18 protein-coding genes are annotated in these 13,744 nt (G+C 68.3%); 7 read left to right on the forward strand and 11 right to left on the reverse strand.

All coding sequences use genetic code 11. The features are described 5' to 3' along the window. Positions 1–123 precede the first annotated feature (123 nt). The gene (locus A5701_RS06065) at positions 124–963 is read left to right on the forward strand and encodes a serine protease (protein WP_067749844.1); all 840 of its coding nucleotides are present in this window, start codon (positions 124–126) and stop codon (positions 961–963) included. Here the strand turns inward: A5701_RS06065 and sthA are convergent. Beyond that, complete coding sequence (gene sthA / locus A5701_RS06070; RefSeq protein ID WP_067749858.1) at positions 960–2,375, reverse strand: Si-specific NAD(P)(+) transhydrogenase; 1,416 nt, start codon at positions 2,373–2,375, stop codon at positions 960–962. The genes A5701_RS06065 and sthA overlap by 4 nt on opposite strands. Positions 2,376–2,486: 111 nt before the next feature. Between sthA and A5701_RS06075 the strand changes: the two genes are divergently transcribed. After that, positions 2,487–3,545 carry a DUF4192 domain-containing protein gene (locus A5701_RS06075; RefSeq protein ID WP_067749845.1) on the forward strand — a complete coding sequence of 353 codons (1,059 nt, stop codon included), beginning with the start codon at positions 2,487–2,489 and terminating at the stop codon, positions 3,543–3,545. 21 nt (positions 3,546–3,566) lie between these two features. Here A5701_RS06075 and ideR read toward each other — a convergent pair whose 3' ends face one another. The 3 genes from ideR to A5701_RS06090 all read right to left on the reverse strand — a co-directional run bounded on the left by ideR (position 3,567) and on the right by A5701_RS06090 (position 5,918). Next, on the reverse strand, positions 3,567–4,256 hold the full coding sequence (gene ideR / locus A5701_RS06080; RefSeq protein WP_067268966.1) for an iron-dependent transcriptional regulator IdeR: 690 nt from the start codon (positions 4,254–4,256) through the stop codon (positions 3,567–3,569). Between the two features lie 126 nt (positions 4,257–4,382). Continuing rightward, positions 4,383–5,342 carry a sigma-70 family RNA polymerase sigma factor SigB gene (sigB, locus tag A5701_RS06085; RefSeq protein WP_040623889.1) on the reverse strand — a complete coding sequence of 320 codons (960 nt, stop codon included), beginning with the start codon at positions 5,340–5,342 and terminating at the stop codon, positions 4,383–4,385. 150 nt (positions 5,343–5,492) lie between these two features. Further along, the gene (locus A5701_RS06090; protein WP_369807392.1) at positions 5,493–5,918 is read right to left on the reverse strand and encodes a DUF3099 domain-containing protein; all 426 of its coding nucleotides are present in this window, start codon (positions 5,916–5,918) and stop codon (positions 5,493–5,495) included. Positions 5,919–5,963: 45 nt separating this feature from the next. On the opposite strand from A5701_RS06090, the gene A5701_RS06095 reads away from it, so the two are divergent. Beyond that, a complete protein-coding gene (locus A5701_RS06095; protein ID WP_044485021.1) occupies positions 5,964–6,203 on the forward strand; it encodes a DUF3039 domain-containing protein in 240 nt (79 codons plus the stop codon). 22 nt (positions 6,204–6,225) lie between these two features. On the opposite strand, the gene A5701_RS06100 is transcribed toward A5701_RS06095, so the two are convergent. Together A5701_RS06100 and A5701_RS27260 are read right to left on the reverse strand one after the other, a co-directional pair. Further along, positions 6,226–7,197 (reverse strand): YihY/virulence factor BrkB family protein, encoded by a 972-nt coding sequence (locus A5701_RS06100; protein ID WP_067749847.1) that lies wholly within the window; start codon positions 7,195–7,197, stop codon positions 6,226–6,228. Positions 7,198–7,262: 65 nt separating this feature from the next. Further along, entirely contained in the window at positions 7,263–7,448 is a 186-nt protein-coding gene (locus A5701_RS27260) for a hypothetical protein (RefSeq protein ID WP_007171575.1), read from the reverse strand. Positions 7,449–7,584: 136 nt separating this feature from the next. Between A5701_RS27260 and A5701_RS06105 the strand changes: the two genes are divergently transcribed. Further along, positions 7,585–7,950, forward strand: coding sequence for a DUF952 domain-containing protein (locus tag A5701_RS06105; protein WP_067749848.1), 366 nt, complete (start codon positions 7,585–7,587; stop codon positions 7,948–7,950). Here the strand turns inward: A5701_RS06105 and A5701_RS06110 are convergent. From A5701_RS06110 to ppgK, 3 genes are all read right to left on the reverse strand, one after another. Then, positions 7,899–8,306, reverse strand: coding sequence for a RidA family protein (locus A5701_RS06110; protein WP_067749849.1), 408 nt, complete (start codon positions 8,304–8,306; stop codon positions 7,899–7,901). The two genes, A5701_RS06105 and A5701_RS06110, sit on opposite strands and share 52 nt — an antisense overlap. Positions 8,307–8,397: 91 nt before the next feature. Further along, positions 8,398–9,903 (reverse strand): RNA polymerase sigma factor, encoded by a 1,506-nt coding sequence (locus A5701_RS06115; protein WP_082954851.1) that lies wholly within the window; start codon positions 9,901–9,903, stop codon positions 8,398–8,400. Positions 9,904–10,079: 176 nt separating this feature from the next. After that, positions 10,080–10,889, reverse strand: a complete 810-nt coding sequence (gene ppgK / locus A5701_RS06120; RefSeq protein WP_067749850.1) for a polyphosphate--glucose phosphotransferase — start codon at positions 10,887–10,889, stop codon at positions 10,080–10,082. A 103-nt stretch (positions 10,890–10,992) separates the two neighbouring features. On the opposite strand from ppgK, the gene A5701_RS06125 reads away from it, so the two are divergent. Beyond that, entirely contained in the window at positions 10,993–11,871 is an 879-nt protein-coding gene (locus tag A5701_RS06125; protein WP_067749851.1) for an inositol monophosphatase family protein, read from the forward strand. A 7-nt stretch (positions 11,872–11,878) separates the two neighbouring features. Here A5701_RS06125 and cei read toward each other — a convergent pair whose 3' ends face one another. After that, positions 11,879–12,529: an envelope integrity protein Cei gene (gene cei / locus A5701_RS06130; protein ID WP_067749854.1), complete on the reverse strand. Its 651-nt coding sequence runs from the start codon at positions 12,527–12,529 to the stop codon at positions 11,879–11,881. Between the two features lie 181 nt (positions 12,530–12,710). Between cei and A5701_RS06135 the strand changes: the two genes are divergently transcribed. Continuing rightward, positions 12,711–13,013: a DUF4193 domain-containing protein gene (locus tag A5701_RS06135; protein ID WP_007171590.1), complete on the forward strand. Its 303-nt coding sequence runs from the start codon at positions 12,711–12,713 to the stop codon at positions 13,011–13,013. Positions 13,014–13,017: 4 nt separating this feature from the next. Here A5701_RS06135 and A5701_RS06140 read toward each other — a convergent pair whose 3' ends face one another. Then, a complete protein-coding gene (locus A5701_RS06140) occupies positions 13,018–13,503 on the reverse strand; it encodes a DUF3093 domain-containing protein (RefSeq protein ID WP_067749856.1) in 486 nt (161 codons plus the stop codon). Between the two features lie 25 nt (positions 13,504–13,528). On the opposite strand from A5701_RS06140, the gene A5701_RS06145 reads away from it, so the two are divergent. Next, positions 13,529–13,744 (forward strand): dUTP diphosphatase (locus A5701_RS06145; protein WP_369807393.1); only part of this gene is annotated, 216 nt, incomplete at its 3' end.

Genomic DNA, 13,744 nt, shown 5'->3' on the forward strand with positions numbered 1-13,744 from the left:
ACCGCCGACCGGCGTGTTCGCTGAAGGATTAAACGCGAACTTCACACCGCCGTTTGATTTTGGTGCCCCCGAGTCGGGTGGCCCCCGACGCGTCGGAATCTGCTCGGTGCGCTGGTGTCAGGCATGATGATTCCGATGCGCGTTCCGACCCTGTTGCTGTGCTTGGTGGTCGCCGTGGCGACGTCGGTGACGTCGTGCAAGCGGCCGCCGAACGATCGTGCGTCGGTCCCCCCGGCGCCGACCGTGCGCAGCAGCGCGCCGGCGCAGCGGCTGAGCCAGCCCCAGCAGAAGGCGGTAGCGGGGCCGGTGGACCCGGACAAGCGCGTCGGCGCCATCTTCATCGACGGGGGGCCGCTGCACGTGTGCACGGGCTCGGTGGTGCATTCGACGGGCGGCAACCTGATGATGACCGCGGCGCACTGCCTGGCCGGGGCCTCCAAGATCACCTTCGTGCCGGGCTTCGCCGGCGACGCGCCACCCGGCCCGGCCGATGTGTGGAAGGCCGACGCCGTCTACCTGGACCCCCGCTGGAGCGCGAGCAAGGATCCGAACGCGGACTATGCGATCGCGCGGCTGAGCAACGACGCCGGGGGTTCGGTGGAGGCCCGCGCCGGGCTGGCGCTGACGCTGGGCACCACGCCGCCGCCCGGCAGCCACGTCACCGTGATGGGCTACCCGGCCGGCGTGGGTGGCGCGCCCATCGGGTGTCAGGCCAGCACGTCGGTGACCGAGGGCGGCTTCCCCTCGTTCCCGTGCGAGGGGTTGGTGGACGGCACCAGCGGCGCACCCTGGGTCAGCGGCACCATCCTCACCGGGGTGATCGGTGGTTTCGAGCGTGGTGGCTGCGCCGCGAACGTCTCGTATTCGGCGCCGTTCGACGCGCGAACCGCGCAGTTGCTGGCCCGCGCGGACGCCGGCGGCCCCGGCGACCCGATTCCCGGAGAACTCGACGACAGCTGTTAGTGGCGAAACTGGTTGAGCGCGCGCACTTTGTTCATCACGTCGAGCGCGGCCACCTTGTAGGCCTCGGAGAACGTGGGGTAGTTGAACACGGCGTCCACCAGGTATTCGACGGTGCCGCCGCAGCCCATCACGGCCTGCCCGATGTGCACCATCTCGGTGGCGCTGGTGCCGAAGATGTGCACGCCCAGGAGCTTGAGATCGTCGGTGGACACCAGCAGCTTGAGCATCCCGTAGGAGTCACCGGCGATCTGGCCGCGGGCCAGTTCCCGGTACCGGGCCACCCCGACCTCGTAGGGGATCGCGTTCTTGGTCAGTTCGACCTCGGTGGCCCCCACGTAGGAAACCTCGGGAATGGAGTAGATGCCGATCGGCTGCAGTTCGGTGATGCCGTCGGTCGGCTCCCCGAAGGCGTGATACGCGGCCAGCCGGCCCTGTTCCATCGAGGTCGCGGCCAGCGCGGGGAAGCCGATGACGTCGCCGACGGCGTAGATGTGCGGGACCTTGGTCTGAAAGAAGTCGTCGACGAAGATCCGGCCGCGGTTGTCGGCCTCGAGCTCGGCGTTGTGGAGGTCGAGGTGGTCGGTCTGGCCTTGGCGCCCGGCGGAATACATCACCGTCTCCGCGGGGATCTGCTTGCCGCTGGCCAGGGTCGTGACGGTGCCCGCCGAGCCGACGTCGACCGCGGTCACCTCCTCGCCGAACCGGAATGTCACCGCCAGGTCGCGCAGGTGGAATTTCAGCGCCTCCACGACCTCGGGGTCGCAGAAGTCCAGCATGTCGCTGCGCTTCTCCACCACGGTGACCTTGGTGCCCAGCGCGGCGAACATCGAGGCGTATTCGATGCCGATCACCCCGGCGCCGACCACCACCATCGAGGTGGGCAGCGATTTGAGGTCGAGGATGCCGTCGGAGTCGAGCACCCGCTCCTCGTCGAACTCGACACCGGACGGCCGCGCCGGCCGGGTGCCGGTGGCGATGACGATGTATTTGCCGCTTACGGTTAACTTTTCGCGACGGGACGGGTCTTCGACCTCGATGGTGTGCGGGTCGACGAACCGGCCGTGGCCCAGCAACAGGTCGATGCGGTTGCGCATCAGCTGATTGCGTACCACGTCGACCTCCTTGCCGATCACGTGCTGGGTGCGGGCCAGCAGGTCGGCCGGGGTGATCTTCTCCTTGACGCGGTAGCTCGCGCCGTACAGTTCGCGCTGGCTCATCCCGGTGAGGTAAAGGACGGCCTCGCGCAACGTCTTTGACGGGATGGTGCCGGTCTGGACGCACACGCCGCCGAGCATCTGGCCACGTTCGACGACCGCGACCGACTTGCCGAGCTTGGCCGACGCGATGGCGGCCTTCTGGCCGCCGGGCCCCGAACCGATGACCACCATGTCGTACTCTTGCGCCGAACTCATGGGGTAACAGTAGATCAGCAGCACTCACAGTGCTGGGTTCATTCACAGGCGCGGGATTCCGCACGTCCCCGCGAGCACCGGCTGACGGCACGGGCCGCCAGCGTGGTGCCCATGACGACGCATCGACCTGACTTCAAACTCAACCGACCCGGCGCGCTCATCGCCGCGCTGCCGGCGGTTCTCGGGTTCGTTCCCGAAAATTCATTGGTATTGGTGTCTTTGGACGGCGGCGACCTGGGGGCGGTGATGCGGGTCGACCTCTCAGACGAGCTCACCCGTCGGGTCGGGCACCTGGCCGAGGTCGCCGCCGCGGCCCGTCCCGACGCCGCGATCGCGGTGATCGTCAACGAGCAGGGGGCGCACTGCCCGTGCTGCAACGAGCAGTACCGGCAGCTGTGCGACGCACTAGCAAACTCGTTGTCTGAGAACGGTATCGAGCTGTGGGCTGCCCATGTGGTCGACCGTGTCGCGCTCGGCGGGCGCTGGCACTGCGTGGACGGGTGCGGTTCGAGCGGCGTGGTCGACGATCCATCCGCATCACCGCTGGCGGCCGCGGCGGTGCTCGACGGCAGGCGGCTCTACGCGCGCCGCGCCGACCTGCAGGCCGTCATCGCGGTGGAGGACGCGGCGCGCAGCTCCGCGTTGACCGGCGTGATCGACCGGTACGCGACGCGGCGCCTGGCGGCCCAGCGCGCGGATCCGGCCCGACGCGCCCGGGCCGACGTCAAACACGCCATGGTGTCCGCGGCCCGGGCCGCGGCCGGCCAGGCGCTGTCCTCGACCCAGCTGGCCAAGCTGAGCTGCGCGCTGAGCGACGCGCAGGTGCGCGACATCCTCTACGCCCTGGCGGTCGGCGAGAACGCCGGCGAGGCCGAAACGTTGTGGGCGCTGCTGGCGCGCACCCTGCCGCCGCCCTGGCGGGTCGAGGCGCTGGTACTGCTCGCGTTCAGCGCTTACGCCCGTGGCGACGGGCCGCTGGCCGGGGTGTCGCTGGAGGCCGCGCTGCGCTGCGAGCCCGAGCATCGGATGGCGGGCATGCTGGACACCGCGTTGCAGTCGGGGCTGCGGCCGGAGGACATCCGGGAATTGGCGCTCACCGGCTACCGGCTGGCCAAGCAGCTGGGTGTGCGGTTACCGCCGCGACGGCCGTTCGGCCGCCGGGCGGGCTAGCCAGACCACCATGCCGGGCGGTCAGACCTTCTCGACCTTGACGGCGTGCGCCATCTCGTGCGGCAGGGTGACGTTCTCGTGGCCCGGGATGACGATGGTCACCCCGGCGGGTCCGGTCTCGACGGTCACCCGGGCGTTGGGGACGACGCCGGCGTCCTTCAGGCGGGTGATCAGGTCGATGTCGCCCTGCACGTGCTCGGTCAGCTGGCGGACCACCACGGCCACCGGGGAACCGGGCGGCAGCTCGGTCAATCGGACCAGGTTGGCGTCGTCGGCGCCCGACTCGGGGCCAACACCGAGGTCCAGGAGCCCCGGGATCGGGTTGCCGAACGGGGAGGTGGTCGGGTGGTTGAGCACCTTCACCAGCCGCCGTTCGACATCCTCGCTCATCACGTGTTCCCACCGGCATGCCTCGGCGTGCACTTCCTCCCAGGGCACACCGATGACGTCGACCAGCAACCGCTCGGCGAGGCGGTGCTTGCGCATGACGGCGATGGCCAACGCCCGGCCCTTGTCGGTGAGCTCGAGGTGCCGGTCGCCGGCGACGTGAAGGAGCCCATCGCGCTCCATGCGGGAAACGGTTTGGCTGACGGTCGGCCCACTCTGGTCGAGGCGCTCGGCGATCCGGGCGCGAAGCGGTGTCACGCCCTCTTCTTCGAGGTCGTAGATGGTCCGCAAGTACATCTCGGTGGTGTCAACCAGGTCGTTCATTCAGCACCTTCCATCGACGCCGAGTCTACTTGGCCAGCTGCGTGAATGGGTGTAACCCTTCCCCGACAAGCAGTATGCCCGCCGCGTCCGCGGCGGGCATACCGTCGTGCTACTAGTTCGGGGGCCTTAGCTTGCGTACGACCGTAGCCGGTCGGCGCGCTCGCCGTGGCGGAGTTTGGACATTACGTCCCGCTCGATCTGGCGGACCCGCTCGCGCGACAGGCCGAACAGCTTCCCGATCTGGTCCAGGGTGCGCGGCTGGCCGTCGTCCAGGCCGAAGCGCAGCCGGATCACCTGGTGCTCGCGCTCGTCGAGAGTGGCGAGCACGCTGCGGATGTCGGTGTGCAACAGCTCGGCGATCACCGCGTTCTCGGCGGACATCGCCTCGGCGTCCTCGATGAAGTCGCCCAGCGGTGCCTCCTCTTCGGAGCCGACCGGCATGTCCAGGCTTACCGGGTCGCGGCTGTGCTCGAGCAGGTCGTTGATCTTCTCGACCGGGATGCCGGACTCGGCGGCCAGTTCCTCGTCGGTGGCCTCGCGGCCCAGGTTCTGGTGCATCTCCCGCTTGATCCGCGCCAGCTTGTTGACCTGCTCGACCAGGTGCACGGGCAGGCGGATGGTGCGGCTCTGGTCGGCCATGCCGCGGGTGATGGCCTGGCGAATCCACCACGTGGCGTAGGTGGAGAACTTGAATCCCTTTGTGTAGTCGAACTTTTCCATCGCGCGGATCAGGCCCAGGTTGCCCTCCTGGATCAGGTCCAGCAGCGGCATGCCGCGACCCGTGTAGCGCTTCGCCAGCGACACCACCAGCCGCAGGTTCGCTTCCAGCAGGTGCCGGCGTGCGGCCTGGCCATCACGCACCACGGCCTCGAGGTCGCGTCGGCGGTTCTCCCCGAGGCGCTTACGGGTTTCCAGCAGGTGCTCCGCGTAGAGCCCAGCCTCGATGCGCTTGGCCAGTTCAACTTCGCCCGCCGCGTTCAGCAGCGCCGTCTTACCGATGCCATTGAGATAAACGCGCACGAGGTCGGCTGCGGGGCTCTGGGCGTCCAGATCGCCGTCAAATCTGCTCGTGCTGGCGTTCGCCATAGCGACCTCCCATTCGGCTTTGTGCTGTCATCGAGTACAACGACAGATCAGCCCTGAGAGTTCCCAGCGGTTTGTCATCTCACACGTCTTGACGTGCACAAATGTGCCGCCGACCTGAGAATGTCCTGAGAAGTCGGGGCAACCGCCTTCTCAGTGCGAGTGGCCGATGTCGCCGCCCGGTCCGGGGGGCCAGCCCGGTTGCGGGTGGCGGCGCGACTCGAGCGCCAGGCGCTCGGCCGTCGGGAACAGCGGGGTGCGCCGCCGGGCGTCGTCGAACCGTCGCGGCTCGTCGGCGCTGCGCGGTGGCCGGTCGTTGGCGATCAGTACGGCCATCCACGGCAGCGGAATCGACACCGCCACGATCGCCAGCGAAATCAGACCGTTGTGCCAGGCGCCGTACGCGACGGCGGCCAGGATGAGCGCCGGTATCCGGAACCCCATCAGCGTCAGGTACTTACGCACCCGGGCTCGGTGCTGTTCTTCGTAGGAGGGTGCGGCGGCGGTGATGAGGATCGGCCTGCCATCATCGTCGAACCCCAACTCGGAGCCGCGCGTCATACTTCCACTGTCCCACACGACGGCGATTCCGGCAGAAGCGAGTTACGGGGCACAATGTCGGGTATGCAGACCCAGACGATCGAGCGCACCGAGACCGACGAACGCGTCGACGACGGGACCGGCAGCGATACGCCGAAATACTTCCACTACGTCAAGAAGGACAAGATCGCCGAGAGCGCGGTCATGGGTAACCACGTGGTGGCGTTGTGCGGGGAAGTGTTCCCCGTCACCAAGGCGGCCAAGCCCGGCTCGCCGGTTTGCCCGGATTGCAAGCAGATCTACGACCGGATGAAGAAGGACTAGATCGGCCGCGGCCGAGCACCCGTCACAGCGCCGCGTTGTCGGCGGCCGCCGGCTCCGGCGGGGGAGCCGCCGGTGCCTTCAGTGGTGTGATGCGCGATTGCAACCACTTGCGCAGCCGGTGCGCGTGCGTCTTCGGCGCCGGGAATTCCTCTTGGATCGCGGCGTTGAGCTCGGCGCCCAGCATCACGGCGAAACCGCCGAAGAACGCGAACAGCAGGAACGCGATCGGGGTGGCCAGCGCGCCGTAGGTGTAGCCCGTGCTGGTGATCCACCGCAGGTAGACCCGCAGGCCCAGCGTGGCGATGAGGAAGACCGCCGTGGCGAGCACGGCGCCGAAGATCAGCCGGTGCGTCGGCAGGGGCTCGGGCAGCGCGACCCGGTACAGGATGACCACGCCGATCAGCAGGCCGAGGATCAGCGCCGGGTAGTAGCCGTAGCGCAGGACGTTTTCCAGGCTGTCCGGGATGTGCTCGCTGACCTTGCGGGGGCCCACCACCAGCACCGGCGCCGCGCACACCACGAACACCAGCATCACCACATACAGGAACAGGGCGAAGAGCCGCTGTCGCACCGGATGCCGCAGTGGCGTCTGGTCGTGCGCCTCCACGACCGCGTCGACGTAGGCCGAGATGGCCGACGATCCCGCCCACATCGAGATCAGGAAACCGACCGACACCACCTCACCCCGGGCGTTGGCGGTGACGTCACGGATGGTCGGCTCGATGATCTCGTTGACGACGCTGGGCGAGAAGAAGCTCCGGATCGCCGAGATGATGCTCTTCTCGATCGCGGTCAGCGTGTCCGGCCCGAACAGCGGCGCCACGTAGGCGAGGCTGCCCAGCATTCCCAGCAGCAGCGGCGGTAGCGACAGCGCCGACCAGAAACCCGCCTGGGCCGACTCGGAAAAGATGGAGTCATCCCAGCTTTTCGAGAGGGTCCTCAGAGTGAGTCGCCAGATGTGATGGCGGGACGGTTTTGCGACTTGATCGCTCATACCCGTCCAGCATTACCGAAGACCGCCCCACTCGCCCACATTGGCGAAGGGTGAGTTCGGCGGAACTAGCTTCCGCTGACCTCCAGGACGGCGGACAGTTCGGTCAGCTTCGCCTCGTGCTCGTTGGCGTGATGCTGGCAGAAGAGAAGCTCAGCTCCTGAAGGCAGCGTGGCACGGACTCGAGCAGCGGCACCGCAGCGGTCGCAGCGGTCCGCCCGGGTGAGCTCGGGACTGGTCAGAGTTGCATTCATGGCTTCTCCGTTCTTGCTTTGATTCACTCTCTCAGACGTATGGGGTTTTTGCGTTGTTCCCCGATCGTTATCGGGTGTGTCGTTTCTCACGACCTGTAAACGTTTCGTTTCGAGGAACTCTCTACAGTGATCATCCGTGGCTTTCGCTCCTGACCTGCTGGTACATCTGTGCGGACGGGACGAGTGGTCCCGCGCCCGCGCGGCCGGTGAGATTCGCCCCGACACGTCCGGCGGCGGCCGGTTCATCCATCTCTCGGCGCCCGGCCAGGTCCATCTGCCGGCCAACCGGCTCTACCGCGGCCGCGATGATTTGGTGTTGCTGCACGTCGACCCGGCGCTGCTGGACTCCGAAGTTCGCTGGGAGCCAGGCGTGGCAACGGATCCGGAGTCGATGCTGTTCCCGCACCTCTACGGTCGGCTGCCCACGGCCGCTGTGATTCGGGTCACCGATTACCGGCCGGGCCCCGACGGCACCTTCCCGCCGGTCGGGGATTCCGCGTAGGCGTCGGCTTCGATCTCCACCAGCATTTCGGGCGCGATCAACGCCGACACCTGCACCATGGTGGCCGCCGGGCGAATGTCACCGAACACTTCGGCGTGCACCGCGGCGACCTCGCCCCAGCGGGACATGTCGGTGACGTACACGCGGGTGCGAACCACGTCGGTGAGCGCCGCGCCAACTTGGGCGAGCGCAATCTCGATGCGGCGCAACGCTTCTCGAGTCTGGGTCGCGATGTCGCCGGCTGGGCCGGAGCCGGTGGTCCCGGCCACCCACACGTGCGGGCCGACCCGTACGGCACGCGAATAGCCGACGGCCGCCTCGAAGTCGGAGCCGGAGGAGACCAGTGTGCGGTTCATGCCGCCACCGTACGACGGCCGGCGCGGCGGGGCGACGCATTTTCCGGTCGAAGACGAGTGGCCTTGCGCGCCAATAAATTCGGCGAGTCGCTCAGTCCAGGTAGTCGCGCAGGACCTGCGAACGGCTGGGGTGGCGCAGCTTTGACATCGTCTTGGACTCGATCTGACGGATGCGCTCGCGGGTGACGCCGTAAACCTGGCCGATCTCGTCGAGGGTGCGCGGCTGGCCGTCGGTGAGCCCGAAGCGCAGCCGTACCACGCCGGCCTCGCGCTCGGACAGGGTCTCGAGCACCGACTGCAGCTGGTCCTGCAGCAGCGTGAACGACACCGCGTCGACGGCCACCACGGCCTCGCTGTCCTCGATGAAGTCACCGAGCTGGCTGTCGCCCTCGTCGCCGATGGTCTGGTCCAGCGAAATCGGCTCGCGGGCGTATTGCTGGATCTCCAGCACCTTTTCGGGCGTGATGTCCATTTCCTTGGCCAGCTCTTCGGGTGTGGGCTCGCGGCCCAGATCCTGCAGCAGCTCGCGCTGGATACGGCCCAGCTTGTTGATCACCTCGACCATGTGCACCGGGATGCGGATGGTGCGGGCCTGGTCGGCCATGGCGCGCGTTATGGCCTGGCGGATCCACCACGTGGCGTAGGTGGAGAACTTGTAACCCTTGGTGTAGTCGAATTTCTCGACCGCGCGGATCAGGCCCAGGTTGCCTTCCTGGATGAGGTCCAAAAACGCCATGCCGCGGCCGGTGTAGCGCTTGGCCAGTGACACCACGAGGCGCAGGTTGGCTTCCAGCAGATGGTTTTTCGCGCGATCGCCGTCGCGGCAGATCCACATCATGTCGCGGCGCTGCGCGGCGGGCAGCTTGTCGCCGCGCTCGGCCATCTCGGCCATCAGCTGCGTGGCGTACAGGCCGGCCTCGATCCGCTTGGCCAGCTCGACCTCTTCCTCGGCGTTGAGCAGCGCCACCTTGCCGATCTGCTTGAGGTAGGCGCGAACCGAGTCCGCGGAGGCGGTGAGTTCGGCGTCCTTGCGAGCCTGGCGCAGCGCCTCGGACTCGTCTTCGTCCCAGACGAAATCACCGGAGGCCTTGTCCTTTTCGGACGGCTCGGCGATCTCCTCGTCCTCTTCGGCGGCGGCCTCGCCGGCCGCGGCGACCGGGGCGGCGGCCTCTTCCTCGCTGTCGTCGGAGTCGGCGGGCTCGACGTCGGCGTCCTCGCCGTCGGCCGCAACGTCGTCTTCCAGGTCGTCCAGGCTCAGGTCGGCGGCGTCGATCTCGAGGTCTTCACCGGGTTCCGCGTCGAGCTCCGCGTCGTCGAGATCTTCGGCGGCCTCCAGGTCGACGTCGGCGTCCGCCGGGGCGCCCTTGGCCGCTTTCGTCCCGCGGGCCGACGGGGCCTTCGCCGCGCGGGTCTTCTTGGTGTCGGCACCGGCCTCGGTCTCGGGCTTGGCGGGCCGCGCCGGGGCCGCCTTGGCGGCGCGCTTAGCGGGGGCGGCGCCGTGAGCGGCCTTGGCCGCCGGTCGCTTAGCGGGGGAGGGTTTCGTGGCGGTCCGTTTCACCGGCGCGTCGGTTGCCGGGCTTGCCTTGGTCGCTGCCACTTACACCCCTTCGTTTGGGCTCACCTTCGGTGGGTATTGGGCATGGTTAACCGAAAGTGTCTGCTATGTCGATGTCGGCGTTGGATCAGCGTGGGTACTTGCACGCTATCGTTCGGGCGGTCGCCGATGACCATTGTAACGACAGTCAGCGGTCGAACGGCTCCGCCGGGCAAAAATCAGGGCGTCACGTCGGAGGTCGACGCCATCGCCGCGCCCACTATTCCGGCGGTGTTGAGCAGGGCCGCAGCCACCACCGGGGTGCGGTTTTCGAGCAGCGGTAGCCACTTGTCGGCCTTGCGGCTGATGCCGCCGCCGGCGATGAACAGGTCGGGCCACACCGCGTTCTCGATGGCGACCAGCACGCGGGTGACCTGCTTGGCCCACTTCTCGAAGGTCCAGTCGTTCTTCTCTTTGACCGACGACGCCGCCCGCTGCTCGGCCTCCTTGCCGCCCACCTCGAGGTGCCCGAACTCGGTGTTCGGGATCAACGTGCCGTTGTGGATGACCGCGGAGCCGATCCCGGTGCCGAACGTCAGCAACACCACCAGGCCGGACTGGTTTCTGCCCGCGCCGTAGTGTTCCTCGGCCAGCCCGGCGGCGTCGGCGTCGTTGAGCACCGTGATGTCCTGGCCGCCCAGCTCGGCGCTGATGATGTCGCGCGCGTTGGTGCCGATCCAGGATTTGTCGACGTTGGCCGCCGTCTGGACGACACCGTGGGTGACGACCCCGGGATAGGTCACCCCGAGCGGGCCGGTCCAGCCGAACGCGTTGACCACCTCGCCGATGGTCTTGGCGACCGCCGACGGTGTCGCCGGCTGCGGGGTCAACAGCTTGACCCGATCGCCGATCAACTCGCCGGTGTCCATGTCGACGATGCCGCCCTTGATGCCGCTGCCGCCGACGTCGATGCCGAATCCCCGACGCTGTGGGGTGCCGACGGCGGTCCCGGTGCCGGGCGAATCCGTGGTCGAGTCGGTGCTGGTCATCGAAGCTCCTGGGCGTGACTTTGGCTGTCCGCCCACCTTAGCCCGGTGCCGATGTGGCGACGGGGTATCTGCGGGGCCGCGCCGCCTGTGATGCGATAGACCGGTGACCCGCCCTCAGGACGAGCCCGCCCGGTTGCGCGCGGTGGCCGAGTCGTTGGCCACGGAAGCCGCCGCGTTCGTGCGGCGCCGGCGCGCCGAGGTGTTCGGGGCGACCGCGGCGGGCTCGCCATCTCCAGGCGACGGCGCCGTGCGGTCGAAGAGCACCCCCACCGATCCGGTGACCGTCGTCGACACGGAAACGGAGCGCCTGCTGCGGGATCGGCTGGCCGAATTGCGGCCGGGCGACCCGATTCTCGGCGAGGAGGGGGGCGGCCCGGCCGATCCGGCGGGCACGCCCGCGGGCGCGGTCACCTGGGTGCTCGATCCCATCGACGGCACGGTGAACTTCGTCTACGGCATACCGGCGTACGCGGTGTCGGTGGGCGTGCAGGTCGACGGGGTGTCGGTGGCGGGCGCGGTCGCCGACGTCGTCGGCGGCCAGGTGTACTCGGCGGCGGTGGGCCAGGGCGCACACGTCATCGACGAGGACGGCCCCCGGCCGTTGCGGTGCGCCGCGGTCGACGACTTGTCGATGGCGTTGCTGGGCACCGGTTTCGGTTATTCACGGCAGCGCCGGACGACGCAGGCGGCGTTGTTGGCGCGGCTGCTGCCGGTGGTCCGCGACGTCCGTCGCATCGGCTCGGCGGCGCTCGATCTGTGCATGGTCGCGGCGGGCCGGCTGGACGCGTTCTACGAGCACGGCCTGCAGCCGTGGGATTGCGCCGCGGGCGCGCTGATCGCGGCCGAGGCGGGGGCGCGAGTTAGCTTGCCGCCGCCCGACATTGAGGGCGCCGGGCTGGTGCTGGCCGCCGCGCCGGGAATCGCCGACGCGCTGCTGACCGCGCTGAACGAGGTCGACGGCCTGGACCCGATTCTCGACTGACGGTTCGTCAGCAGCTGCTGGAGTGAATCTTGGTGAGCAGCGCGGGGTCTGACGGCTCGGTGGCGCCGGGGCGCAGCGCGGCGAGGGCGGCGTCGATGTCGTCGTTGTGGGCCAGCGCGGTGAAGTCCGTTCCCAGCGACAAGTCGACGGAGTCGTCGGCGCGGTTGTCGTTGAACAACTCCATGCAGGGCGCCACCAGCCACACCGTCGCCGCGGTGGCTTGCCCTGCGGTGCCGAACCGGATCTGGCCCTGGCAGGTGAGCCGGGTGCCCGCGTAGAGCGGATCGTTGGCGGCGGCCGGCTGGGCGAAGCCGAGGTCTTTCAGCGCGCCGGCGACGTCGCCGGCCTGTCCGCCACGGCCGCTGGCGTTGAGGACGCGGACCTTGGCGTCGTTGAGCTTGGCCGGCGTGACGTCCATCATCGCGCTCCGCGACACCTGCTCGCCGAGCTGAGCCGCCGTCGAATTGGCCCCCTTCGGTGGTGGGTTGCACACCGCGACCTCGTGCACCCTGGCCGGCCGGGTCAGCGCGATCGTCCACACCACGGCCGTCGCCGCCACCAGGAGGACCACCACCACGATGGCGGGCCGGGGATTGCGTCGCCGGAAGGGCCGGCCGTGCTTGTCGAAGGCAGTACCCTCGGTGATTTGTGCGACCACAGGTGCACTCTAGTCGCACCCTAAACGCACTGTTCAAAGGCGAACGCAAGGGCCAATATGGGTGTGTGACGCAAATCACACACAACCGGGCCGCGATCCGGGCACGAATCATTTGGTGGATGCGTTCGACGCTGGTACAAAGCGATGCTTGAGCAACGAGGGCATGTGAGGGGATAGGGCGATGCCTACCGACTATGACGCTCCACGGCGCACCGAGACCGACGATGTCTCGGAGGACTCGCTGGAGGAGCTCAAAGCACGACGCAACGAGGCGGCTTCGGCCGTGGTTGACGTCGACGAATCCGAAACCGCTGAATCTTTTGAACTGCCTGGCGCCGACCTGTCGGGGGAAGAACTGTCGGTGCGCGTCATTCCGAAGCAGGCTGACGAGTTCACCTGCTCCAGCTGCTTCCTGGTGCAACACCGCAGCCGACTGGCCAGCGAAAAGAACGGCCTCATGATCTGTACCGACTGCGCAGCCTGACAGGTCAGCTGCGCAATGCCGACAGCACCCGCTCGGGGTGGCGGCAACTCACCAGCCAGTACGGCGTCGGGTCGTCCGGGTCGTCGAGGACGACCAGAATCATCGGTCCGATCCATGCCCGGTGCAGGACGAACGCCGCCGGGTCGAGTTGGCGTCCCAGCGCCGCGGACTTGGCCGACGCGGCGACCGAAGCGGATCGGGCGATCACGGTGACCGGCAGGTGCGCCTCACCGGCCCACAGCTCGACCCCGCCGGGGGCGTTCGGATCGGCGGTGACCCGAATCTCCACGCGGCCCAGCCACAACAGCGTTCCGGCGGCCACCGCGAACAGCGTCGCGTACGGCAGCCAGGTAGGACGGGGGGCGACACCCATGTTGACTTCGAACGCGATCAGCCCCGCCAGCCCGAAGGCCAACGGCCACCACCACCATGGCACCCACAGTCGTTCGCGATATCGCACACTGTGCGGCGCGACGCGCGTCCCGGACACGCAGTCAAGGGTAATCTGTGGCCCCGTGTCGACCAGTCTGGCCATCATCCGCCTCGATCCCGAGCTTCCACTGCCCACGCGCGCACATGAGGGCGACGCCGGAGTGGATCTCTACAGCGCGGAGGACCTCAAGCTGGAACCCGGGCGACGCGCCCTGGTGCGCACCGGCGTCGCGGTCGCGATTCCGTTCGGGATGGTCGGGTTGGTCCACCCGCGTTCGGGACTGGCGTCGCGCGTGGGA

Origin of the sequence: Mycobacterium sp. E3305 (assembly GCF_001666785.1) — a bacterium.
In the GTDB taxonomy this organism is placed as follows: Bacteria; Actinomycetota; Actinomycetes; order Mycobacteriales; family Mycobacteriaceae; genus Mycobacterium.